The organism is Arcicella sp., from assembly GCF_964672035.1.
In genome coordinates this window covers 1-26,582 of the sequence record NZ_CBABQS010000038.1, presented here as the reverse complement: position 1 = coordinate 26,582, position 26,582 = coordinate 1, and the positions used below count along the sequence as shown (strand labels likewise).

The following is a 26,582-nucleotide window of genomic DNA, read 5'->3' as shown; positions in this document are numbered from 1 at the left end:
TGTTAATTATTGGTTAAGGTTATAAGGTTTTACAATTCAAAATAACAAAAAAATCTGATAATAGTGAAAATAACCCTTAACGAATAACCAATAAAACTTACATTCCCGACAATTTTCCAAAATCAACTGATTTTATCGCATCTTTCACGGCATCGGTTTCTACATTTCTGCCTTCTGCTGTTACCAAAAACCGATCATTTACACCGGCCATTACCGTACTTCTTTTTTCCTTTTTCTTCACATCTTCCCATGCTTTCACGCCAGTAATCCCTAAATCAACGGCTCCTAAATGTTCTTCATCATTATCAACCGAAAAGCCCGTGGCAAACATCGCAGTTGCGGCTCCAAATGCAGCATACGATGCATTATAGTCCATGATATTTACGGTTATTTCTGCCTCTCCGTTTTTATAAACTTGTGATGCCGTTGAATAAGACATTCCCACCATATTCATAGATTCCCCTTTGGGATCGCCATCTTTTATATACCCAGCAATATTAGAAGGCAATAGTTTTTGCAAGTCGGTGTAGGGCATCGAAATAGTATCGCCTTTGGCTTTTCGTTCTTCCATTTTACTGGCAGATTCCTTCATGCCTTCCGCATAATTTTTTAGGCCTTCGGCGGCATTGGCGGCATCTCTAACTTTGCCACAGGATACAACAATTAATATTCCTGCGATAAACAATAATGATTTTTTCATGAGGAAATTTAGCGTTAAAATTAAGAAGTCGTATGGTTGAAACTCCCTAAAAAATGACTGAATAATTATAAGATAAATTTTCCAAAATTTTCTCAATAAATCTTTACCACTTACTAAATATCTTCTACCGATGGTTAATCCATAAAAAATCCCTCTTCTGAATTGGAAGAGGGATTGGTCTTAGTAAGTAAAAGATGAAGGTAACGTTGGGTAGATTACTTCGTAATCATCTTGTTCTTTTGGTTTTTTGAATAATGCTCGAAAGGTAGCCGTCATATAAAAAATATCTTCTATTTTACTTTTTGCCAATCGCATAAGATAGTCATTGAATCCGTCTTGAATGGTACGGTCAAAAACATTGCGAAGTAATACTAAATCTGCTTCGTGTTCACAAAAATTGGTAATTGAATACATGGTAAATCCTCGGTCGGTCAATTTTGCATTGAATAATACCAAGTGATAATCTTGTTCGTGAATAAACGAAACAACTTTATTCTTGGAATAGTCATAAAACATATTATTGGTATCGACCAATAAATCAAGGATTTCAACCTCATTATTAGTTATACTAAGGTTATCGGTTACGTTATTAATTTGATTTTCAAAGTTCATGTTTCTATAAATTTTACTGTTGATTGATAAATTATACTCATTATTTATATGAATTTTGTGATTAAATATAACAAATCAAAGTATTTATACAGATATTTTAAAATCGCTTGTAATTGTCAAAAGGCGTTAAAATTAGTATTAAGATAAAATTTGCAAAATCACAGAAATGAGGTTTAAATAGAAATACATGGAAAAAATGCAATTTTTCTTAAAGCAGATTTTCTACAAATCGTTTTCTGAAATTTATCTGTTTTTATATAAAAAGTGGATTTTATGAACCGACTTTTACAGAAAAATTGATTTTAAAAGATGATTTATGTCTTTTTTTGATTTGAAATATCTCAGTTTAATAAATAGGCTTTTACTTCAAAAAAATATTAATTCCCTGAAAACAAACATCAATAATCAACAAATCACATTTTCGTCTTTCTTTTTCACGGTTTCGTCTCATTCTTGAGTAAAAGTCAAAAACAGGGCTTAATTTTGATATTATAAAATAATAAAAATAATTTTATAGATAGAAAAGCAAAGAATAAAGTGTTCAACGTTTCGGAAATTTATTACTTCAAAAAAATAATTTAAAATTCTTTCGTAAACTTTTTTAATATCTTAGAATTATTCAATTAACGATTCAAAAGCTTTCACTACTTAATACACATCAAAGAATTTAAATTATATTGAATTACAACAATCATCATCAAACAAAAGACTTTTAATTGAGAAGTTTAAAGAGGTTTCATAGCAAAGCCATTCCGATATTCGGGGTGGCTTTCTTCATTTTTAGGAACTATATGAAAAGGGCTTAGGTTTTAAGGGTTGGAGTTAGTGTTATAATCCTGCTTATTTTTAAACCTTAACAAAAAATATTATTTACAAAATGGAAAAAATAACAGCATTGTACACCGCCGAAGCTACCAATACAGGTGGGCGTAAAGGTCACGTAAAATCATCGGATGGCATTTTAGACATGGACGTTTCGATGCCTGCCGCCATGGGCGGACACGGTGGAAAAACCAATCCAGAACAATTATTTGCCGCAGGATATGCTGCTTGTTTTAACGGTGCCGTTGGGTCGGTGGCAAAGGGAAGAAACATTGCCGATGCTGAATTGACGGCAAAAGTTTCGATTGGAAAAGATCCTACTGGATTCGGTTTAGCGGTTGAATTGCACGGAAATTTTCCCAATCTTTCAAAAGAAGAAGCCATGAAATTAATGGAAGAGGCGCATAAAGCTTGCCCTTATTCAAAGGCTACCCGAGGAAATATTGAGGTGGTGCTTTCAGCAAATTAAAAGAAAAAAGGGAATAATGGAGGAAAGATGTTAACAGATTCCTCCTCTTTACTCAATCAAAATCTTACTCGTTACCACCTTTTCTCCCTTCTGAACTCTCAGCTGAATATCAGCACTTTTCGACGTTTTGGGAAGTGTAATTTTGAAACTTCCTTGATTGGGATTTGGATACATTTATACTACCTCCACTCCTCATTAGAACATCCCACTTTTGGACATTTATCATCCCGAAAACCAATCCGATAATCTCTCGCTTGCAAAACTTCATAAATACCCATTGTGGCGTTTGGAATATCTTTTCCATCCTTTTGCCATTGAAAAAAACCGTTCTTGTTAGAGGCAATTATCCTTTTTTCACCCTCTTAAAAATTGATTTTGGGTGGATATTTGGGCAGTGGGTAAGGTACGGTTATCAATTTTTACGGAATTAGATACCACCGAGTTCTGACAAATTTTGTCTTTGGCAGTACCCCTATAATTGCCAGATTCTCCAAAATCAAACAACTACATCTTTCACATTTGGAAGGTCTCGTCCGTCTTTTTACCATTGATAGGTTATTAGCCCATCTTGTTTGGGAATGGAGAGTTTTAACTTTTTCGGTTGGGTTAACTTCGCTGTTGACTGTTATGGAAATGACGTTTAGATCGTCGTTAAAGGGGAAATTTTGCGAAATTTATCATTTATTATCTTTCGTTTCTTGGGTAAATAGAGCTATTTTCTCATCCTCAGTCGGAATGAAGTACGGGTGTGACGTAATCAGAAATATCTGTAGTTAAATTATTATTAGTTAACACCTTATACGAGTAATCGCCTTCAATTGGCGAAATTCATTGCAATCCTACGCCCGTATCCGAAAGGGTTACTTCGAAAGCCAGTAATGAACTGTTAAATCGTTCTCTGAAATTGAGGATAATTTTGTATGCCTGCCTAATCAAATTATTTTCATTATTTACCAATTCATAAATGGTTAAACTGGCATCTTTCAGTTGATTATTACTGAGAAATTACTTCACAAAGGCAGGAAATTTTGGATCAAAATTTACTTGGTCGGTACTCGTAAAATTAATAGCAGAAATTTTATCAGCTTGCACACTTCCTTACCGTAAGAATCCATTATTAGCATCAAAAAATACATTTACGTTTATATTTTTGTCCGTCTGAATCGTCAATTTATAGTCATCGGTTTGCGTAGAAGATTTCATTACCTCATACGCCGTAATGATTTGAGCTATTGGATAATTACTGAGAATATACTATTTGATGGATGCTGGAAGGGTTTTGATCGTTCCAACTAATTCAGTAAAATCAATAATATCTCTTTAATAATCTACCAATAATAACACTTTCCCTTTTGGAGATACAAAATCCGTTTGTCAAGTTTTGTCTGCTTCCAAAGGCTTGAAAATGAAGAAAGCAACTTCTGTGGTACATGTGTTTAAAAATCTTCGTAGTGGCTTGTGGAATAACAGGTTTCGAAGCGTGCGTCAAAAGTGTGGGGCAAATTGTTTTTAGGACAATCTTTCAAGATATTTAACAGTTTAATTGGTTGTTTCAGAATACTTCATATTAAAAAATGTGATTGCCCCACACTTTTTGATGCACTCCTAATTTGTAATTTCCCTAATTTGTCCATAATGATATTGTTTTACATAATTAACCTAACTCCACCAAGTTCTGATACTTGGTAAGGGAACTGATTACCAGGTGAACCGATGAACATAAAGTTTTTAGGGATACTCCACTCAAGAGACAATTTATTTATCATGTCTGGTCCAAATGTGCCTTCTATTTCTATAAACTCAATATCAATTTCTGGATATGCTCTATCCAATACTTCAGCATCTACTTTCAAAAGGTCATTATTATCTCCTTCTTTTTTAACATTAACAATTTTTATTTTTTTAGTAGCTTCATTTATCTCGACATATTGCATTACTTTGTTTAGCCCTGCCACATTATCCCCTTTCGTAAAAAAAACAAATTCCTGCGAATTAATTTTATTATGAATATTTTGGAGAAAAACATTACTTAATAACACCCATTTTTGGACGGGTTTATAAAAATATTCGATGGCTTCGATAAGTAACTTTGTTACGGTAGCTCGATTGAGCATGATAACGACGAATATTAATGCTGGAGTTAGGTAACGGATAAAAGTATAAAAAGATGAAATATTCAGATAAATATTGCCAATAAATGCCGTTCCTACAAATATGATAGCGATTACGACTGATAGCCCACTGGCTCTTTCAGTTCTACGAAGTTTTTTTCGTTTGAATTTTAGCAATAAATTCCCTAATCCAAATAAAGCCATTACTGCCAAAAATGAAAAGGTATAAACGCCCGCTAAGGCTTCTAAATTACCTTTGGTGGCATACAAAACCGAGATACAAAGTACAAAAAAGGCAACAACTATTCTATAATTTACACCTTTCCTGTTTTGTTTCAAGAAGAAATTTGGTAAAATTCTATCTAAGGTAATGCGTTCCGCAAGTCCCGTCGTACCTACAAATGACGTAAGCACCGCCCCACTCAGTACCAAAACTGCATCGATAGAAATCAAGATAGCCAACCATTTTCCACCAACAGTCTGACCCAAAAAAGCCAGTAAAGATTCTTTATGTTCGCCCACAACAGCGAGTGGTAATACACAAATCACTAAAAACGCAATAAGTGGATTAAAAAAACTTACGACTGCCCACATATTTCGGAGCGTTTTTTGGAAAACCCCAATAGCTTGTTCTTCTACAAAGTTTGCCGAACTCTCGAACCCAGAAATCCCCAACATGGCAGCAGCAAAACCCAGAAATAAGGCATTCGTAATACTTCCAGATTGTAGGGGCAATGCCCAATTTATGGTGAGTGTTGTGAATCCATTATTTAATAAAAACCAAATAGTAGTAAGCACCAAAAGCAAAAGCGTAGAAATATGAATGATGAATATTCCTACTGCTACGATTGCAGACTCACCGATGCCAGAAATGGCTAAAAACATGAATATTGCCAAAATAATAATCGTTGCCAAAGTAATATTTAAACTTTCAACTAAACCATGTAAATAGTGCATAGCTTCATTTGCAGAAATCACGGCTGTTGCCATATACGACAAAATCGTTAGTGTAGCGGCAAACGATGCCATTTGTTTGGTGGTCGTGTTCAATAATACGTTATACGCACCTCCATTAAGGGGAATAGCCCCCACAACCTCGCCGTATATCTTTCTGAATAAGAATAAGACAAAAGCTACTACCGAAAGTGAAACCCAAGCAAATTGACCTGCGTATAAAATGGTGAGTGCCGAGACGTAAAGGCAAGATGAGCTAATATCATTTCCACAAATTGCAGTAGCTTGCAATTCGTTTAATTTTTTGTGTATAGTGTTCTCCATAAATTAAAGTATTGTTCAATTGATATAAATTTACATTACAGCCATAATTAATTAGGTATGACGGGAATATAGGTGAGGATGATAGTTCCGAGTCTTTTATCAAAACCCATAATAGGAGTTGAAACTTCCCAAAGTTTTTCAGACTTTTTCACTACTAAAAAAGAATCAGATGTAAATTGATTAGGTTGAAACAATACTGAGGCAGATTTTCCTTCAAAATTCTTATCAGTCGAGATTCCTATACTTCCTTTTTGATCAATAAAACTAACCATTCTAATGTTCTTTGATTTGACTAAATCATTTATAAAAAGCATAATTTGCTCATTATTATTTCGCATCAGTTCGGCCCTGACTGTCCAAGATAGTGGCTTGCAGAAGTTTCTAAGCATTTCTTCTGAATTTTGGTTGATTACTGCATTTGCCTTTTGGGTATATTGCTCTTTCACTTGTGTTATTTGATGGTCTTTCCAAAAAATAACAGCGAAAAAGGAAAGACCAACTCCCAAAATACCACTTAATCTTAATGGCCATTTCTTCTTAGAGGCACTTTTTTTTACGAGTTCGTTATCTATATTGCCCTTAAAGTTTAAGTTAATATCTTGATTTTCCATAAATCCTTGTTTTCAAAATGATTTAAATTGTATGGTCCTAAAATAGTTCTAAATATATTTTACAGAATTATAAAGTTTTGTTCTGTCAGGTTAACAAAGATGTCAGTAACTAACAAATTAATTATAATTCTGCCTATCAATGGCATCCCCATTAATTTATTAAACCCTTATGATGCCTTGCTACTTTATCTAATTTTTGCTCTAACTTCCGTGCCTTTGTTTCAAGATTCTGAATAGAAAGCAAAGAATCTCCATTGGTATTTTCTAATTTAGTATTGGTTTCATCCGTTTTCCCAAATTTATCAACTTGTTTTACGTCCATCACAATTACAGCTTCCTCTGCGGCATTCATCAAATCGTATTCCTGATTAACGCCAACTAATTTTTTCTTATTTTTTTCAATTGATTTCATCAAAGAAACTTTTTCTTTACTCACTTTTTCAATTGTTTTAACAAATTTTTTTGTTTCATCAGTATAATATTCGTTGAGAAATTACTGTAAAAATTGATTAAACATTGAATTTAACCTCGCAAACTCATTTGGATATTCTTTTGTTCCGATAAAATAATCATCATCAAATGAACAAAAAACTTTCATTAAAGAACCGTCGGCAACCTCCGTAATAAGTGCCTATAAGTTCATCCGTTTATCTGAAATACTGGCAATTATTGTGTGTTCTAATTTCATCAACTCATCATCCGAAAACAAACCAATTGTGTGATACTACTGGTAGTAGTCGCAGTCGTATTGAGAAAAACAGAAACACCCCCCGTGTAATTAATACTCACCCAATCGTTTTTACATTCCTCATTCAAATCACCGATTTTTATAGATCTTGTTTTATAAATAACACTCATTATAATTTCCACATTGGCGATAGAAGAACTGCCATCAAGTATACCGCTGGTAGCCGTACTACGGAAAACAGAAACCATACTACCAAAATAATATTTATTATTGACAACCATCTCGGGTTTGGCATCCACATTCAAATCACTGATGATTATAGGAAGGAAGACTTTAATAGGAATAGTTATATGACGAAATTGAACCTACATTAAAGCTTACTGTAGGGGCAAAAGAACTGCTATATACACTAACGCTCGAATGTCACTTTTAGTCCAATTTTGCTGTAAATTTTTAGCGCTATTTTGCGTATTTAACACCTCATTATTTAGTTGTAATCTCAAGTGAAAATCAGTAATTGATAGCTATATTACATCTAACAGGAATATTCTGGTAGAAATGACTTAATGATAGATGATATTTTATACGCAAAATAGCACTAAAATTTACGGTAAAATTGTACTAAAAGTGACACACTATAATTAGGGAAGTAAAAATTCTGAGGAACCCGAGACGATTTTTATACGTTCTTTTAATTTTACCCCAATGATGTATTTTAAAAACCATTCAAAACCATCAACAGCACATGAAACAATCATTACTACTAATTAGCCTTATTTTTATAACCATTTTCAACGCTTTTTCTCAACAAAATACCTCTACCATCGGACCAGAAAATGGAGCTTTGATCATTGTAGGTGGTGGTAAAGTTCCGGCCGAAGTTTGGGCAAAATTCATTGAATTAGCGGGTGGAGAAGGCGCAAGTATTGTTGTAATTCCTACTGCATTGGGTGATTCGAGTATCAATGCGAGTAAAGGTTTTTCTTATGAAAAGGAATTACTCGAAAAATTTGGTGTCGCTAAAGTTACCGTCCTGCACACCATCGACCCCAAAGAAGCTAATACCGAAGCCTTCATTGCACCACTCAAAAAAGCGACGGGCGTTTGGTTTGTGGGTGGCCGACAATGGCGTTTGGCTGATTCTTACCTCAATACCCTTGCTCACAAAGAATTTAAGAATTTATTGAATCGAAATGGCGTTATTGGCGGCACATCCGCAGGTGCAACGATTCAAGGTTCGTTTCTTTTTCGGGGAGACTCTAAATCAAATACCATTTTAGAAGGCGACCACCTTGAAGGACTGAATTTTATCCATAATGTTGCCATCGACCAACATATTTTACCCCGCAATCGTCAGTTTGATTTGATTCCCACCATTAAAAAACACCCAAATCTTTTAGGAATTGGAATCGATGAAAGTACGGCAATCGTAGTAAAAAAAGACCAATTTGAAGTCCTCGGAAATTCGGTTGTTGCCATTTATGACGTGACCAATTTTGAAGGACAAGCAAAAAATCCTTCGGGAGAATCTGGGAATAATGGACCATTTTTCTTCCTAAATAAAGGGCAAAAATTTAACTTGAAAGACCGAAAAATTTTAAAATAGCGGTTCTGAGTTTATACATAGTAACAGTTTATGAATACCCCAATCGCAAGTCACAAGTTGTTGTATATTTTTATTCTCAAATACTACGATGATTTAGCGTTGAGACAAGCAATTGAGAAACAATTGTGCCATATAGAATTAATGAATCGTTTTTCAAAAGCCGTCTTCTTTGGGCAAAATCAAGCGTTTCAAGCGGCTACCCAAAAAGAACAAGAACACACTATTTTATGCCGAAGTATCATTCAAAATGCCATTGTGCTTTGGAATTACCTATATTTATCAGATTTACTCTCAAAAGTTGAGCAACAGGAAGAAATTGAGGATATAATATTGACGGTTAGGAATTCAACTTCACTTACTAGGAAGCACATCAACTTCATTAGGGAGTACGACTTCATTAACGTATTAAATAACAGGAAGTTACGATCTGATATGGTAAAATTAAAGGGTTGGAAATATCAAAAGCCGTTAGAAATACAATTGCATCAAAGTGTTGATAATTAGCAAATTACAAGACTTATTTTATTGTAGGCTCAAATGGTGATTACAGCCCATATAAGTATTGAATCCTAACTCAGATTTTGGTCCTCTTTGGCACCAGTAACCGATGTAGAGGAAAGTTTTGAAGGAGTAATGAATTAAAATTAATAATATTTGGCAATTTTAAGACAGAATGATTTCATTTGTAAAAAATTGAATATAATGATAAATTTTGGTCATATTGTTTTTTTTGAAGTTGCCAAACTATTAAGTTTTTCAAGAGCTTCCGAAGCGCTCTATATTTCACAGCCATCGGTTAGCAAGCATATAAAAAACCTTGAAATTCATTATGGTATTGCATTATTTGAGCGGAAAGGTTCAACCATTACGCTTACCGAAGAGGGACAAATTATTTTTAAGTATTTGTCAAAAGCTGTTGAAATCAATAGCTTGTTAGAATTTGATATTTCTACTTTAAAAAATACTTCCTATGCCCGAGGCTCTTTGGTGATTGGTGGATGTACAACCGTTGCATTATATTTAATTCCAAAAATATTATCACGTTTTCATCACAATTTTCCTGAAATCAAACTTAGGCTAATCAATCGAAATTCCGAAAATATACTAAAAGCTCTTCTGAACCATGAAATTGACTTTGGTATCATTGAAGGAAAAAATAAGACTACACTCGCCAATTATAAATTTTTTATGAAAGATGAAATCGTTGCGGTGTGTTCTTCAAGGAGTAATTTGGCAAAAAAACAAGAACTTCCATTAACAGAATTAGTTAAAATACCCATTGCACTTCGAGAAAATGGCTCCGGAACGTTAGCGGTATTGGCTACTGCTTTAGAAAAGTTTGGTCTCAAACTCAGCGACCTTAATACCCAAGGAATTATAGGAGGGACGGAGGCACTCAAAAATTTCATTTTAGAATTTGATTGTATTTGCTTTCTTCCCAAAATTTCAGTGGCAAAACAAATTAACAATGGTGAATTAGTCAAAATCAATTTTCCTGAATTAGAGATTCATAGAGAATTTTATTTTGTACAACGCCAAGGAGAAGAAAACAACAAATTAGTTAGGTTATTTATCAAACACGCTAATATTACTATTTAAAATCGTTATGCCGTATAACTTTTTAGAATTTGCTTTCTTTCATTAAGCCATTAGTTTTGCAAAAAAAACTTCAATGAAAGTCATAGCCTCTCAAAGCCATATTTCTTTTTTGCAATGCCATGCTTGCAAAAAAGCATATTCTCCAACAGAAATTGCCAGTATTTCCACTTGCTGCGGTCGTCCACTCGTTGCACGATATGAGTTTAATGATTATTTCCCCAAAAACACTTTGGTAAGCAGACCTGCCTCCATGTGGCGTTATGCAGAAATGTTACCTTTACTCGACATTAAAAATCGAGTAAGTTTGGGAGAAGGCTTTACCCCCATTTTGAAACTTCAAAAACTCGCAACCAAGTATAGTTACCGTAATCTTTCAATGAAAGACGAATCATATAACCCAACGGGTTCGTTTAAAGCAAGGGGTTTAAGCATGGCCATTTCAAAAGCAAAAGAATTTGGCGTACAATCGTGTATTATACCAACCGCAGGAAATGCCGGTGGTGCCATGGCGGCCTATTGTGCTTCAGCAGGTATTGAAGCCACGGTTGTTATGCCAACCCACACACCAAAAATTTTTAAAGACGAATGTGAGTTATTCGGAGCAAAACTAATTTTGGTGAATGGTTTGATTAGCGATTGTGGAAAAAAAGTGGCTGAAATGAAAAAAAATGGTAGTTACTTTGATATATCCACCATCAAAGAGCCCTACAGAATTGAAGGCAAAAAGACCATGGGTTATGAAATTGCCGAACAATTGAACTGGCAATTACCGGATGTGATTATTTACCCTGCTGGAGGCGGAACGGGTCTTATTGGTATTTGGAAGGCATTTCAAGAAATGATAGAACTCGGTTGGATTGATGCTAAAAAACTACCAAGAATGATAGTCGTTCAGGCAGAAAATTGTTGTCCCGTAGTGGATACTTGGAATAAAAAACAACCGAATTGCTTACAATATATTGGCAAACCATCCATTGCTAATGGACTGGCTGTACCAAATCCATTTGCAGAAAATATGATGATAGAAGTATTACGAGATTCGGGTGGTGTAGCTATTTCGGTTTCTGACCAAGAAATGATAATGGGAGTGAAAGAAATAGCAAAAGCAGAAGGATTATTGATTTCTCCAGAAGGTGCAGCTACGTGGATTGCCCTTCAAAAACTTCATGAAGCAGGGATAGTAAGCGAGTCAGAAGAAATTTTATTACTCAATACCGGAAGTGGCTATAAATATCTTGAAAATATTGCGTAAATGGAGTACATCAAAAGTGTGGGGCAGTAACATTTATAAACCAAACGAATAATTTTAAGGTAATCACTTAAAACACTATTTCTGTGGGGTTAAAAAATCAAAAAATAGTTGCCCCACACTTTTTAATGCACCCAAAGACTCCCACTGTAGCCGTTTTAATGACTCAGAACGCTCAACCTTAATTCCCTTACCAACCACTCTTTACAAATTAAAACACTTCAAAACTGCCAAAGTCCAACAGAATTGCCATGTTATTTTGGGAGAGGATAAGCATTACTATTCTATCCCTTTTCTTCATGTGGGAAAATATGTAAAACGCTGTTATACGGCTAAAAATGTTGAGATTTATTTTGAATTTAAACGTATTGCTATTCATGCCCGCTTCAGAACTAAACATCAGTACACCACTTTAAAAGAACATTTACCCGAAAAACATCAATGGGTTATGCATTGGTCGGTGGAATTCTTTACTAAACAGGTTCTTCGTCAATTTTGGTGAAAGCTTAATTCTCCTTTAAAATCACAGATGCTTAAATTCTCATATTCTCCTCTTATTTCTAAATGGGCGGGTTGTTGGTGAAAATTTGTTTTCTAAAACTGCATGAGAAAATACTTTTCACCAGAATTGACGAAGAATCTCATTCATCGGAATATACATAGTGTTTTAATGGTTTCTCCTACACTTGATTTTGAATTAAAATTGTTTAAAATTTGATTGTCAAGAGATTAATTTAAAATAAAAAGCCATAACCAAATTGCATTTTTGGTGGAAATTAAGAAAAGTTGAATATTTCCCACGGTCTCCATAAAATATTTTAGTCCTTCTTTATTAAATTACGTATAAGTGATTTTATGTACCATCAAACTATTTTGGACGCATATATGGTAATATTGAAGGTATTTATTTGACAATTTTATGATAATTGAACATTTGAATCTTAGATATAACGATATGTGCTATTAATTTTTTTATTCGTTTGCTTACTTTGCATCCTCCAAAAGGCATTTTGATATTCATATATTTTATCATTATTTCCGAAATATTTTGATGGAAGTTTGAAGGTTAGAAATAAATGATGTAGATGATCATACCAAATCGAATAATATAGTAAAATCCAAAAATAATAAACAGTACTAACTATTTTTTAAAACGTATTACCAATTAGAACATTTATATCAAAATGAGTATGAATTATCACAAAAAAATAAAGGCATTTTTTAGCACAACCGTCTTCTTTGCTCTTGCATTTAATCAGTCTTTTAGTCAGAACAAAACTCAATCTCTTAAATCTGTTTATCAAGACGATTTTCTAATTGGTACAGCCTTGGGAACAGAACACATTCTCGAAAAAAATGAAAAAGCTAATCAATTGATTAAGCGGGAATTCAACGCCATTACACCAGAGAATATTATGAAATCTCAATTGATTCATCCCGTCCAAAATAATTACAACTTTGGTATTGCCGATAAATACGTCGAATATGGACAGAAAAATAACATGTATATTGTAGGTCATACATTAGTTTGGCATTCACAATTACCTGCTTTTGTGGGTAAAATTAAAAGTTCGGATTCAGTACGTATATTTATGACCGAACATATAAATACGGTTGTGAGTAGATATGCAGGGAAAATTAATAGTTGGGATGTGGTAAACGAAGCATTGAACGAAGATGGTACGTTACGAAAATCAGTTTTTTTGAATAAATTAGGTGAAGGTTATATCAAAGAAGCATTTGATTTGGCAGCTAAGGCAGACCCGAAGGCGGCCTTGTATTATAATGATTACAATATTGAACATCCTGCCAAACGCAAAGGAGCCATTGAACTCATTAAAAAACTTCAAGCAAGTGGTACAAAAATTAATGGTGTGGGTATTCAAGGACATTGGAGCATCAATAATCTTAATCTAAAAGACATTGAAGAATCGATAGTTGAGTTTTCAAAATTAGGTGTTAAAGTAGCTTTTACAGAATTAGACCTGACTGTATTACCTAATCCTTGGGATTTGAAAGGTGCCGATGTAAATCAACGATTTGCCGAAAACCCTGCCATGAATCCCTACAAAGATGCTTTGCCCGATTCAGTTCAAACGGTGCTTGCAAATAGTTACAAAGAAATTTTCAAAATTTTATTGAAACACCGTGATAAAATTAGCCGAGTAACTTTTTGGGGAGTTGATGATAGTCATTCTTGGCTGAATGGTTTTCCAATCCGAAATCGTACTAATTATCCTCTGTTGTTCGATAGAGCTTTAGAACCCAAAAAAGCTTATCAGGCTGTATTAAACTTAAAAGCAGCAAAATAACTCAATCAATATGAACATAAATAAGCAAGTACAGAAATTATCAGTTTTGGAGAAAGTAGGCTATAGTTTGGGAGATTTAGCAGCCAATTTGATATTTCAAACATTAATGACATTTTTAGCCTATTTCTATACCGATGTCTATAAAATACCCGCAGGAAAAGCCAGTATCGTAATTTTTACAGGTGGCATTATCGGTGCATTTTTTAATATTGCCATGGGTTTAATTGCCGATAGAACCAATACTCGTTGGGGAAAATTTCGCCCTTAGATTCTTTGGACTTCCATTCCTTTTGGGGTTATTGCGCTTTTAGCATTTTCTACGCCCAATTTTAGCGAAGACGGAAAAGCAATTTACGCTTTAGTAACCTATCTATTATTGGTACTGGTTTATTCTGCTAATAATTTACCTTACTCTGCTTTAAGTGGTGTAATGACGGGCGATATGTCCGACCGCAACAGTTTATCATCGTATAGATTTGTGGCGGTAATGGTTGCTCAATTCATTATTCAATCATTATTATTGCCTTTAGCGATTTCACTTGGACATGGCGACAAAGCAGCTGGTTTTGAAAAAGTAATGTTTTTCTTTGCTACGGTTGGAGTTGTTTGTTTCTTAATTACGTTTCTTACAACCAGAGAAAGAGTAGTATCTGCCACACAAGAACGAAATAGTATAGGTCAAGACCTTTCAGATTTAGCAAAAAATCGTCCGTGGGTGATTATGCTTTCTTTAACGATTCTGATTTTCATTACGTTATCGTTAAAAGGCGGTATGTATATTTTCTACTTTAAATATTATCTCAATCCAGCCGCTCAAGCTACATTTTTGCAAGAAATTGGTTTTAATCATTTCATTGAAGGGTTAAATAATTTCATTACAGGCTTAGGATTAGGAAAATTTGAATGGCCCGAAGATGCTCCAACTTCAGCCAATAGTTTATTCAATGCTGGCGGAATTATTATGATGATTGTTGGTATTATGTTTTCTAAACCTTTGGCTGACAAATTTGGGAAACGTAATGTCTTTGGCATATTCCTGACACTTTCAGCTTTGTGTTTAATCATGTTTAACTTCTATTCCAGAGATTCCATCGGAATAGTATTTATCACTCAACTTTTCCACGGGCTTACTTACGGGGTTACGATTCCATTATTATGGGCGATGATTGCCGATGTGGCCGATTATAGCGAATGGAAAAATAATCGCCGAGCGACCGCCATCATTTTTTCTGCCATGATTTTTGGTTTGAAAGCTGGTTTGAGTATTGGTGGATCCATTGGTGCTACCTTATTATCAACATCAGGATATATTGCGGAAAAAGTTGACCAAACGGCAGAAGCAGTATCGGGCATTAAAATGTCAGTTAGTATTTACCCAGGAATCATTTTTATTTTGGGGGCAATTTTGGTGATTTGGTACGAGATTGACAAAAAAATGGAATTGAAACTTGAAAGAGAATTAAAGGAAAGAAGAAACGCATAAAATTGCAAAAAAATGCCAGAAGAAAGCATAGTACATATTGATTTTGAGGAGTTGAATCGTAGAGCCATTTCTCAACCGCTTGTAAAACATATTTTTACCGCCGACCCATCAGCTCACGTATTTGACGGTAAAATTTACATTTATCCTTCTCACGATATTGAGGCTGGTATTCCATTCGATGATTTAGGTAGCCATTTTGCGATGGAAGATTACCACGTAATTTCGATGGATTCTGTTACGAGTGAAGCCGTTGATAATGGTGTAGCGCTGCATGTAAAAGACGTGCCGTGGGCCGAACGCCAAATGTGGGCCCCCGATGCTGCCCATAAAAATGGGAAATATTATCTGTATTTCCCCGCTAAAAAAGCAGATGATATTTTTCAAATTGGCGTAGCAGTAGCTGATTCGCCAATCGGGCCATTCGTGGCAGAGCCGTTACCTATTGCAGGAAGTTATTCAATTGACCCAGCCGTTTTTGAAGATAAAGATGGTTCTTTTTACCTATATTTTGGTGGACTTTGGGGTGGACAACTTCAAAGTTATCGCAATAATCAATATTCAGCCGAAAACCAAGAACCTGAAGCCGATGAAATAACGCTCAATCCATTAGTAGCCAAACTTACCGATGATATGCTGGGCTTTGCGGAAACACCGAAAGAAGTATTAATATTGGATGAAAATGGTAACCCAATGTTGGCAGGCGACAATGATAGACGTTTTTTTGAAGCTTCTTGGTTGCACTTTTATCAAGGAAAATATTATATCTCGTATTCTACAGGCGATACACATTTTCTTTGTTATGCGACTGGCGATAATCCTTACGGACCTTTTATCTATCAAGGTCGTATTTTAAATCCCGTAGTTGGTTGGACAACGCATCATTCTATTTGCGAAGTAGATGGCAAATGGTACTTATTTTATCACGATTCAAGTCTTTCAGAAGGCATAACGCATTTACGTAGTGTAAAAGTTACTGAAATCACGTATGATGCTGATGGAAAAATTCAGACCATTGAGCCTTATCGTTAATACTTCTGATATTTTAAGAATGGGGATTTCAAACAATCCCCATTCTTAAAGTTTAAATGACATCAAGCATTTTCTTCAATACGATTATTAGTTAGTCAAAATTTATTAACTCAAATTAAACAAGCGTAATTCCTTATCATCTTTTCAGATGTGTCGGGTATTCCTGTGATTTATTGGGAGCATATTTACGCTCTTAACGAAGATATTAATTCAAAAAATCAACTACATGAAAAATATTATTTTCAGATACTTCCCATTTTTAAGTATTGTATTTTCAATCATTTCAAATGAAATCTATGCCCAAAGTGATGCTTCATTTTACAACGAAGTAAAAACTTATGTGAATCCAGTTTTGCCTGGCGACCATCCCGACCCAACGATGATAAAAGTTGGCGATGATTTTTATCATTGTGGCTCAAGTTTCCATTTCACACCCTATATGCCAATTTATCATTCCAAAGACCTTGTTCATTGGCAAATAATTAGCCGTGTATTACCACCACAAAAAGCAAACTGGGTAACCGACAAACCTTCGGCTGGAACGTGGCAAGGAGCAATTAGGTATTTTTACGGTTCTTATTGGATTTACTTTTCAGCAAACGGGCAATGGTTTTCAAAAGCGGATTCTCCAACGGGCCCTTCGACTGAACCTGTTCAAGTAAAATCAAATCCCAAAACTGGACCATTAGGATATGATAATTCTATCTTTGTGGATGATGATGGCAAGCCTTATATGGTCATTAAAAATGGCCAAAAAACAAATCGATTACAAGAATTAGGGAAAGATGGGCAACTTACTTCCGCCGTGATTGACCTTGGTTGGATAAACGCCAAACTACAATACAGTTGGGCGGAAGGGCCAGTAATGTGTAAACGTAATGGCTATTATTACTATTTTCCGGCTGGCGACGTATCGGGTGGGCAATATGTACTTCGAGGAACGGCTTTAACTGTTGATTCAACTAAATGGGAACGCCTTAGCGAGTTTTTCAAACCCATTTCTGATGCTAAAGTAGGTTTCCGTCGTCCAAACCATATTTCTGCCCCGATTCAATTGGCAGATGGTACTTGGTGGACAGTCGGACAAAGTTATGAAAAATACAATAGTGATGATTGGTCGGGCTTGGGTCGTCAAACTTCCTTGTATCCAGTTATTTGGGAAGGCGATAGACCTTGGGGAATGGCTCCAACAACTTTACCTATTGAGAAACCTGCGTTGCCAAAATCTAATATTTTATGGAGAAGCGTAGATTCAGATGAATTTGACCAAACACCTTTAGCTTTGAGTTGGCATTTTCTTAGTAAAAAAGATGCGAATACTAACCGCTATTCGTTGGATGCACGAAAGGGATGGCTACGTTTAAGTTCAGATAGCGTTCGCACAAGTATCGTACAGAAAGAAACTGACCATTATTATTCTGTCGTAACAAAAGTTGATTTAGATGCCTCAGAATCGAGTCAGAAGGCAGGAATTTATCTGACCAATGGCGACCAAACGGTATTTGCACGTCTTTACAGTAGTTTTGAAAATGGCAAGACAATCATCTTTCAATTCAATAAAACCTCGTAAGCAATTCCCAACACGTTCGGAAAGGTAGTATGGCTAAAAATAACCAGAAACCAGCACGATTTAACGGATACCATAACTTACTAATTGACCTAAATCTAAAAGCAAAAAAGTACCCTTGCTGGCAGGTAAAACTGTAAATACTTACCAAAGTGGTATTTGTACAAGCTTGAATAAAATTATTGCTACTTTACCACAAACAATCAAAAATGCCCATGTAATTTCATCGAGTGGTTGTACCGGTGCTACAAATAATTTACATTTTAATGCAGAAGGTTATCGAGAACTTGGCCAACGCTATGCAGCAAAAAATGCTTTCTTTAATGGGATATAATTAATTTAAGTCAATAGTTTTACCTATTAAATTCAAGTGTTTATTTAGGTTATCTATGGTTGTGAAAGTGGAAAATAGATAACCTTTTTTATATTCATTCTTGCTTATAACTACTACAATTTAACTTTCATGAGGTAAATCTCATTACCTACTCAAGCCTTTATTCCCGATAAAAGCTATTCCTTTCGGCCACAATTATCGTTGACATCTCTCAACATTTCTCCTTTAGAGAACAGAGTCACGATTTTTTGAATAATAATGGTGTTAAATAGACACTTTCTAAGTTTACTGAACATTAGTAATACATATTTAGTGATTAATGCTACTCTATTTTTAAGTCATCTACTTACTTTGCAACAGTAATTTCATATTATTTATTAAATTAATCATATTTATTCATCTATGAAACACATCAACCTATCCATTTCAATCACACGAAAAAAACTGTGCTTAGTCGTATGGTGCGTATCGCTTTTGATTGGATTTTCGGGCTTTTCGATAAAAGCTCAAACAATAAAAGGGACTATTAAGTCCGCTTCAGGAGAAACAATCCCTGGAGCCACAGTTGTTGTTAAGGGAACTACCCGAGGCACTAATTCCGGCAAGAATGGAAATTTCTCAATTACTGTTTCACCAAAAGAAACGTTAATTTTTAGCTCTGTTGGTTTTAAGCCTCAAGAAGTTTTGGTCGGTAACAAAACAGCCATCAATGTTGTGTTGGAAGAATTTCAATCGGCATTAGACGAAGTGGTAGTTGTTGGTTATGGGAAACAGAAGAAAGAAGGGGTAGTTGCTTCCGTTACCCAAACTTCCAGCAAAGAATTAGAACGTGCAGGAGGAGTTTCGAGTATTGGTGCTGCGCTTACAGGAAATGTACCGGGTTTAATCACAAATGCCAGTACAGGTTTGCCTGGTGCGGAAGATCCGCAAATTATTATTCGTGGTCGTAGTTCTTGGAACAATTCTGATCCTTTAATCCTGGTTGATGGTGTAGAGCGGCCAATGACCAGCGTTGACATTAGCTCGGTAGAGAGTGTTACTGTATTGAAAGATGCTTCGGCTACGGCTGTTTTTGGTTCAAGAGGAGCGAACGGTGTAATTTTAATTACTACCAAACGTGGTAAAACGGGTAAAGCGTCAATCAGAGCAACTGTGAATACAATTGTAAAGGCTCCGTCTAAATTACCAGCGAAATATGATTCTTATGACGCTTTGAGTATCAGAAATGAAGCCATTGAATACGAACTTACTACCAGACCTGAAGGATGGAGAGATTATTTACCACAGGGAATTCTCAACAAATACCGTAGTCCGTTAAGTCAAGAAGAAGCCGAACGCTATCCAAATGTCGATTGGGAAAAGGTTCTATTTAGTTCTTACGCTATTTCGAACAATGCTAACTTGAATATTAGCGGGGGAACTAATCTGGTAAAATATTTCACCAGTGCAGATTTCTTACAAGAAGCCGATTTGTTCAATGCTTATGACAATAAGAGAGGATACCAACAAGGCTTCGGATTTAACCGTCTCAATGTTCGTAGTAATTTAGACTTCCAATTAACCCCAAGCACCCTTTTTAGAACCAATCTTTCGGGTTCTTATGGGGTCAGAAAAAGTCCATGGGGCTTTACAGGAAATCAATATGGGCCGTGGATTGATGCTTATAGTGCATCTCCAGATTTATTTTTGCCAAAATATGCGGATGGTTCATGGGGTTTCTACGCTCCTAATCAAGCAAGAGCAGAAAACTCTGCTTTAAGTCTTGCCATTGGCGGTTTGCAATACCAAACTACTGCCCGCATCACAACAGATTTCACCTTAGATCAAGACTTGGATATGCTCGTGAAAGGCTTGAGAGCTTCGGGTACTGTATCATTAGATAATACTTTCATAGAATCAGACCGAGGCGTGAACGACCTTTATAATGGTACTCAACGCAAGTGGGTGAATCCAGAAACAGGTGTCGAAACTTTTCAGCAGGCGGTTGATGGTATCACAGGTTTCGATTTTCAAGAAGGCATCAAATGGGCACCCGCTGCAGGGGTTATTGGGGCAAGTCAGCGTCGTTTATTTTATCAATTACAACTGAATTATAATAGAACAATTGCAGGCTTACACCATATTACCTTAATGGGGCTAACCAACAGAAACATCTTTGCCAACGGTAGTACAATTCCATCTTATAGAGAAGACTGGGTATTTAGAACCACATACACACTTAATAATAGGTACACCATTGAATACAATGGAGCTTATAATGGTTCTGAACAATTCGCAAAAGATTACCGTTTCGCCTTTTTCTCGTCAGGGGGTGCAAACTGGGTTATTTCGAACGAAAAATTCATGAAGTCTTTGAAATTTGTTAATTCATTAAAATTAAGAATGTCTTACGGACAAACAGGTTTTGATAATTTAGGCGTAAGATGGCCGTACTTAGAACAATGGGCTTATGGTGGAACTTCAAGATTAGGCGTAACGGGTGAAGGAGCCGAACAAAGTCCTTACACTTGGTATTCACAATCTACGGTTGGAAACCCAACGGTACAATGGGAGGAATCAGAGAAATTCAATTTAGGCTTAGATTTCGAGCTTTTCAAAGGTTTTCTGAAGGGTAAAGCTGATTTCTTTCAAGATAATAGAAGTAAAATTTTATTGACGGGTAGAGCAGACGTGCCAAGTTATTTTGGTGCATCTCCTCCAGTAGCAAACTTAGGAGCGGTGAAAGCAAGTGGCTACGAACTTGAACTTCATTTTAACAAAAATTTAGGAAAATTTCGTTTGTGGGCGGATTTAAACATGACTCACACGCAAAACAAAATTATAGAACGAGCTACCCCAGAGTTGTTGCCAGATTACCAAAAACCCGAAGGAATGCAAATTGACCAATCTTATTCTTATGTAAATAATGGTACATACAATACTTGGGATCAATTGTACGGAAGTGCAGCACATAACGTGAATGACAACCAAAAATTAGTCGGAAACTACTATTTGGTGGATTATAATGGCGATGGAGTTATTGATTCACAAGATAGAATTCCTTATGGGCATACTGGCTGGCCACAAAATACTTACAACGCTACCGTAGGTTTGGATTGGAAAGGAATATCAGCCTTTGTTCAATTTTATGCGGTTAATAATGCTACTCGACAAGTAGTTTTTACAAGTCTAAGTTCGCAAAGCCATACGGTTTATAAGGAAGGCGAATATTGGTCGCCACAGAACACTGGTGGAATACCCATTCCACGTTGGTTGACAACACCATTTGGCGATTATCGTGGTAATCAATATATGTTCGACGGTTCTTATGTAAGATTGAAAAACGCAGAAATAGCCTACACCTTTACTCCTGAACTTAGTAGAAAATTTGGACTCAGTAGTCTAAGAATCTATCTGAACGGTAATAACCTTCTTGCTTGGAGCAAAATGCCTGACGATAGAGAATCAAATTTTGCGGGTACTGGTTGGGCTTCACAAGGGGCTTATCCGACCGTAAAACGATATAATTTGGGTTTAAACATTACTTTCTAATCAACAAAATCATGAAAAATAGAATAAAACTTTTGTGTATTGCTGTAGTTTTTTCCATGACTTTTGGAGTGACTTCATGCTCAGATTTTTTGGATCGTGATCCTCAATCACTCGTGTCGGAAAAAGACGCTTTTAAAAACTTTGTCAATTTTCAGGGATTTACTGAAGAACTATATCAAACGATTCCAGACTTTACGAATGCTTACTGGACTAACTCTTGGAACTGGGGTGAGGATGAAATTCAATCTACTGCTCAAAATTTTCACTTCGGTGTAAAAATTGACAATGGTGATTTCTGGGGTTGGCAACGAAATTTTGATGGTTGGCAAGCTGGTTGGATGGATCGTAATACCAATTTAACTAATGATGACCGCTTTGCGAAATCACTCTGGGGATTAGGCTGGTATGGCATTCGGAAGGCTAATTTAGGTTTAGAAAATATTGATAAACTTACCGATGCCACACCAGAAGAAAAAAGTTTAATCAAAGGTCAATTATTGTTTTTCAGAGGGTGGTATCACTTTATGTTTATGCAGTATTTTGGTGGCTTACCCTACATTGATAAAGTATTACCAGGTGACCAAAAATTAACGTTACCTCGCTTGAAATACAGCGAATGTGCGGATAAAGCCGCAGCGGATTTCAGAGAAGCAGCCAATTTATTACCCACTAACTGGGACAATACAACTGCGGGTAAAAGAACCTTGGGCAAGAACATATTACGTATCAACAAGATAATGGCGCTCGGCTATTTGGGTAAAAATTACCCTTGGGCAGGTAGTCCATTAATGAATTCAGTATCGGGTGGTAGTACTTCTTATAATGCTGAATATTGTAAAAAAGCGGCTGATGCGTTTGCAGAATTACTTAGTTTATGCGAAAATGGCGATGCTCCTTACCGATTGATACCTTTTTCACAGTATTCTACTAACTTTTATACAACGGGTCAAAACTGGCAAATTCCAGGAGGAACTGAAGCAATTTTCCGTGGACCTTACTACGGAGCGAACAATTCAAACTGGGGTACAAGTAAACAATATAGCCCACTTGTTATCAGCGAAGGCGATGTAAAATTTGTTCCGACTGCTAATTACGTGGATAATTACGGAATGGCCAACGGATTGCCCCTTAAGGATATCACTAAAGCAGATACCGAATCGGGTTTCAATCCTGAATATCCATGGAGAGGCAGAGACCCCCGTTTTTACAATGATATTATTTTTGATGGGGTCAGAATGGTTGCGGGAAGTATTCCAAATGCCAACGAAGTAAATAATCGTTACGCCAACTTACAAACAGGCGGCTCTTATCGTGATATCGCCACTGGTAGCCGTACAGGGTATTTACTCTTTAAGTTTGTTCCAAGAACAGCCAATAAATATGACCAGGGGTATGGCTATGACAAAAGTCTAAACATTCACTTGCCGTATATGCGTTTAGCAGATGTTTATTTGATGTATGCCGAAGCCGCTGCACAAGGATATGGCTCGGCGATGGGTAAATCGGGAAGTTATGCTAAAACTTCAGTTGATGCTATCAACGTCATTAGAGATAGAGCTGGCGTTGGACACGTGGATACGAAATTTTTAGGTTCTTTGGAGGTCTATATGGAAGAATTAAGACGTGAACGTGCGGTAGAACTTTCATTTGAAGGCCATCGTTTTAATGATCTTCGTCGTTGGTTGATGCTTGCTAAAAATCCTTACACACTGAAGAAATCAATTGAATTCGACAGATCAGCTACGCTTGATCCAGCCAAAGATCCTAAAGAAAATAGAGTATTGAATATCAGAGAGTCTGTCATCTTAGAACGCAAATTTACAGAAAAACATAACTGGTTACCCTTGAAGGTTAACGACGTGAATTTGTATGTTGAATTTGCTCAAAATCCTGGTTGGTAAGACAGCAATTTATATAATCAGAGAATCAATTGATAAACGAACAAGAAATGAAGTTTATAAAAATAATAATGGGTTTGTGTCTTTTACTGGTCATGTCAACAGCCACCGTAATTGCACAGGATACCCCAACAATTAAAATTAAAGGCACAGTCGTCGGCTCGAATAAACAGCCACTAAGTGGCGCAATTGTCAGTAGTCCCGAAGAAAACGAAAAAGCGGTTGTCACGGATGCCTTTGGAGCTTTCACCATTGAAGTTCCAAAGCATGTGATGCTTTCAATTTCTTCTCCTGGTTTTAAAGCCAGAAATATTACTGCCACAGAACAAATCAGCGAAATTGTGCTGACAAAGGAAGAAAATATCGAAAAAGTACACGCTGCATTCCGTGATGTTGATAAAAAAGATTTGCTTGGGGGAGTTGCTTCGGTCAATGTAACGGAGTTGCTTAGGAAGAACTATTTTACTTATTCACTCGATAATATGGAATCACTGGTTCCTGGTTTTAATGGAAACAGTAATTGGGGAATTGGGAATTATCTATTCATGATTGATGGCGTTCCTCGTGAGACTGGAAGCGTTGTACCCACCGAAATTGAGCAAATTGTGTTTTTGAAAGGTGCAAATGCCGTGGCTTTGTACGGTAGTCGTGCAGCAAAAGGTGTGGTTAATGTAATTACTAAAAGAGGAATTGCGGGGCAAAGCAGATTTGACCTTAGAATCAACAGCGGCGTAAATGTTCCTAAAGCTTTTCCTCGTTATTTGGGTTCAGCCGAATACATGACATTATATAATGAAGCCCGTAGAAATGATGGATTGACAAATTTATATTCGGAGACTGATATTTATAATTATGCTTCAGGAACCAATAAGTATCGCTATCCAAATGTTGATTTTTACTCACCCGAGTATCTAAGTAATTCTTTTGGCAACTACGATGCGACTGCCGAAATTTCGGGAGGAAACGAAAGGGTAAAATACTATACAAATTTAGGTTTTGCAACCTCAGGCTCACTCTTGAATTTTGGTGAAGCAAAGAACAATAACAATTCAGATCGTCTTAACTTCCGTGGTAATATTGACGTTAATTTGAATGAATTTATTAGCCTAAATGCCGATGCTACGGCCATTTTTAGCACTGGTCGAGGGGTAAATGCTAATTTCTGGAATAGTGCAACAACGATTCGTCCAAACCGTTTTGCACCACTTATTCCGCTGAATTTAATTGAAAAAGAGGATGCTGCATCACAGGTTTTAATTCAAAATAGTAATAACATTATTGATGGACAATATTTACTTGGAGGAACTCAATTAGACCAAACCAATCCCATCGCTACTATTTATTCGGGAGGAAATAACCAATACGCTAACCGTCAATTTCAGTTTAATACAGGCCTCAAAATTGACCTTAGAAATGTATTGAAAGGCTTAAGCTTCAAATCTAATTTTGCGGTAGATTATGCAACAGAATATACCTTGTCTTATAATTATTCTTATGCTACTTATGCCCCTACTTGGAATAAGTATAGCGGTACTGACCTTATTAGCAATGTTGCTATCTATAATCAGGACGCAAAATCTGGAACTCAGAATGTAACGGGGAACAGATATCGCCAAACGATTTCATTTTCGGGACAGTTTAATTACGATAAAACGTTTAATGAAAATCATCATTTGTCGGCTATTTTATTGGCGAATGGATTTCAACAAGCGGAGTCTGCTGTTTATCATAAAACCAGTAATGCAAACTTAGGATTCTTGGCAAGCTATCACTTTAATCACAAATACTACGTGGATTTTAGTGCCGCTTTTATCCACTCTGCCAAGCTTCCTCCAAGTAATCGTCAGGCTTTCTCTCCATCAATTTCTTTAGGTTGGAGAATAAGTCAAGAACGTTTCCTTAAAAATTCGGAAGTGATAGATGACTTAAAATTGACCGCTTCTGCAAGCATTCTGCATACCGATCTTGATATTCCAAATTACTTTTTATACCAAGGTATTTACACAGGTGCTGGTTCTTGGTATGGTTGGAAGGACGGTACGGGGATTCAAGCCACTGAATCAAGAAGAGGAGATAATCCAAATATGCAATTTCCTAAAAGAGAAGAAATTACAGTTGGGTTTGAAGGTTCGTTTTTCAAAAAATTCTTGACTTTAAATGGGACGTTTTTTGTCAATAAATTTTCAGGAAATATTATTCAAGCCTCAGTTTTGTTTCCAAGTTATTTCACAACTGGTTTCCCTGTTTCGTCTTTTATTCCCTATGTAAATTACAATGAAGACAAACGAATTGGTTTTGATTTCGGAGCAAGTATGAGTAAAAAATACGGTGAAATAAATTGGACTTTGGGCATTAATGGCACGTATTACGAAACTGTCGCTACTAAAAGAGCGGAGTTATACGAGAATTCGTACCAAAATCGTCAGGGCAGACCACTTGATGCGATGTGGGGTTTACAAAGTATGGGATTATTCCAAAATCAAGATGAGATAGTCAACTCTCCATCACAAACTTTTGGTCAAGTAAAACCCGGTGATATTAAATACAAAGACCAAAATGCCGACGGTGTTATTGATAGCAGAGATGAGGTTTATTTAGGGAAAGGTGGTTGGTTTGGGTCGCCATTGACATTAGGGGTAAACTTAACCGCACAATGGAAAAAGCTTAGTGTATTTGCCCTATG

The 26,582-nt window shown here is 36.0% G+C and carries 19 protein-coding genes and 1 pseudogene; 14 read left to right on the top strand and 6 right to left on the bottom strand.

Going from position 1 to position 26,582, the window contains the following annotated elements:
* Positions 1 to 97 precede the first annotated feature (97 nt).
* Together AC1W31_RS11785 and AC1W31_RS11780 are read right to left on the bottom strand one after the other, a co-directional pair.
* The gene (locus tag AC1W31_RS11785) at positions 98 to 700 is read right to left on the bottom strand and encodes a hypothetical protein (protein WP_481734644.1); all 603 of its coding nucleotides are present in this window, start codon (positions 698 to 700) and stop codon (positions 98 to 100) included.
* A 180-nt stretch (positions 701 to 880) separates the two neighbouring features.
* Positions 881 to 1,312 (bottom strand): hypothetical protein, encoded by a 432-nt coding sequence (locus AC1W31_RS11780; protein WP_481734643.1) that lies wholly within the window; start codon positions 1,310 to 1,312, stop codon positions 881 to 883.
* 877 nt (positions 1,313 to 2,189) lie between these two features.
* On the opposite strand from AC1W31_RS11780, the gene AC1W31_RS11775 reads away from it, so the two are divergent.
* Positions 2,190 to 2,603: an organic hydroperoxide resistance protein gene (locus AC1W31_RS11775; protein ID WP_481734642.1), complete on the top strand. Its 414-nt coding sequence runs from the start codon at positions 2,190 to 2,192 to the stop codon at positions 2,601 to 2,603.
* A gap of 1,646 nt (positions 2,604 to 4,249) precedes the next feature.
* On the opposite strand, the gene AC1W31_RS11770 is transcribed toward AC1W31_RS11775, so the two are convergent.
* The 4 genes from AC1W31_RS11770 to AC1W31_RS11755 all read right to left on the bottom strand — a co-directional run bounded on the left by AC1W31_RS11770 (position 4,250) and on the right by AC1W31_RS11755 (position 7,590).
* On the bottom strand, positions 4,250 to 5,992 hold the full coding sequence (locus tag AC1W31_RS11770) for an APC family permease (RefSeq protein ID WP_481734641.1): 1,743 nt from the start codon (positions 5,990 to 5,992) through the stop codon (positions 4,250 to 4,252).
* 47 nt (positions 5,993 to 6,039) lie between these two features.
* On the bottom strand, positions 6,040 to 6,603 hold the full coding sequence (locus AC1W31_RS11765) for a hypothetical protein (RefSeq protein ID WP_481734640.1): 564 nt from the start codon (positions 6,601 to 6,603) through the stop codon (positions 6,040 to 6,042).
* 151 nt (positions 6,604 to 6,754) lie between these two features.
* Entirely contained in the window at positions 6,755 to 7,039 is a 285-nt protein-coding gene (locus AC1W31_RS11760) for a hypothetical protein (protein ID WP_481734639.1), read from the bottom strand.
* A gap of 251 nt (positions 7,040 to 7,290) precedes the next feature.
* Positions 7,291 to 7,590: a hypothetical protein gene (locus tag AC1W31_RS11755; RefSeq protein WP_481734638.1), complete on the bottom strand. Its 300-nt coding sequence runs from the start codon at positions 7,588 to 7,590 to the stop codon at positions 7,291 to 7,293.
* A gap of 446 nt (positions 7,591 to 8,036) precedes the next feature.
* Between AC1W31_RS11755 and AC1W31_RS11750 the strand changes: the two genes are divergently transcribed.
* From AC1W31_RS11750 to AC1W31_RS11690, 13 genes and pseudogenes are all read left to right on the top strand, one after another.
* Entirely contained in the window at positions 8,037 to 8,897 is an 861-nt protein-coding gene (locus tag AC1W31_RS11750) for a cyanophycinase (RefSeq protein ID WP_481734637.1), read from the top strand.
* Positions 8,898 to 8,927: 30 nt separating this feature from the next.
* A complete protein-coding gene (locus tag AC1W31_RS11745; RefSeq protein ID WP_481734636.1) occupies positions 8,928 to 9,401 on the top strand; it encodes a Tn3 family transposase in 474 nt (157 codons plus the stop codon).
* 198 nt (positions 9,402 to 9,599) lie between these two features.
* Positions 9,600 to 10,496 carry a LysR substrate-binding domain-containing protein gene (locus AC1W31_RS11740; protein WP_481734635.1) on the top strand — a complete coding sequence of 299 codons (897 nt, stop codon included), beginning with the start codon at positions 9,600 to 9,602 and terminating at the stop codon, positions 10,494 to 10,496.
* Between the two features lie 73 nt (positions 10,497 to 10,569).
* Positions 10,570 to 11,748, top strand: a complete 1,179-nt coding sequence (locus AC1W31_RS11735; RefSeq protein WP_481734634.1) for a threonine synthase — start codon at positions 10,570 to 10,572, stop codon at positions 11,746 to 11,748.
* A 181-nt stretch (positions 11,749 to 11,929) separates the two neighbouring features.
* Positions 11,930 to 12,247, top strand: a complete 318-nt coding sequence (locus AC1W31_RS11730; RefSeq protein ID WP_481734662.1) for a Mu transposase domain-containing protein — start codon at positions 11,930 to 11,932, stop codon at positions 12,245 to 12,247.
* A gap of 688 nt (positions 12,248 to 12,935) precedes the next feature.
* Entirely contained in the window at positions 12,936 to 14,057 is a 1,122-nt protein-coding gene (locus AC1W31_RS11725; protein ID WP_481734633.1) for an endo-1,4-beta-xylanase, read from the top strand.
* Positions 14,058 to 14,067: 10 nt separating this feature from the next.
* Positions 14,068 to 15,540, top strand: a pseudogene (locus AC1W31_RS11720) (MFS transporter).
* Positions 15,541 to 15,552: 12 nt separating this feature from the next.
* A complete protein-coding gene (locus AC1W31_RS11715) occupies positions 15,553 to 16,569 on the top strand; it encodes a glycoside hydrolase family 43 protein (RefSeq protein ID WP_481734632.1) in 1,017 nt (338 codons plus the stop codon).
* A gap of 226 nt (positions 16,570 to 16,795) precedes the next feature.
* Positions 16,796 to 18,139: a family 43 glycosylhydrolase gene (locus tag AC1W31_RS11710; RefSeq protein ID WP_481734631.1), complete on the top strand. Its 1,344-nt coding sequence runs from the start codon at positions 16,796 to 16,798 to the stop codon at positions 18,137 to 18,139.
* A 115-nt stretch (positions 18,140 to 18,254) separates the two neighbouring features.
* On the top strand, positions 18,255 to 18,470 hold the full coding sequence (locus AC1W31_RS11705) for a sialate O-acetylesterase (protein ID WP_481734630.1): 216 nt from the start codon (positions 18,255 to 18,257) through the stop codon (positions 18,468 to 18,470).
* A gap of 402 nt (positions 18,471 to 18,872) precedes the next feature.
* Positions 18,873 to 22,001, top strand: coding sequence for a SusC/RagA family TonB-linked outer membrane protein (locus AC1W31_RS11700; protein WP_481734629.1), 3,129 nt, complete (start codon positions 18,873 to 18,875; stop codon positions 21,999 to 22,001).
* An 11-nt stretch (positions 22,002 to 22,012) separates the two neighbouring features.
* Positions 22,013 to 23,902: a RagB/SusD family nutrient uptake outer membrane protein gene (locus AC1W31_RS11695; protein ID WP_481734628.1), complete on the top strand. Its 1,890-nt coding sequence runs from the start codon at positions 22,013 to 22,015 to the stop codon at positions 23,900 to 23,902.
* Positions 23,903 to 23,994: 92 nt separating this feature from the next.
* A partial coding sequence (locus AC1W31_RS11690; RefSeq protein ID WP_481734627.1) for a SusC/RagA family TonB-linked outer membrane protein occupies positions 23,995 to 26,582 on the top strand: 2,588 nt, incomplete at its 3' end.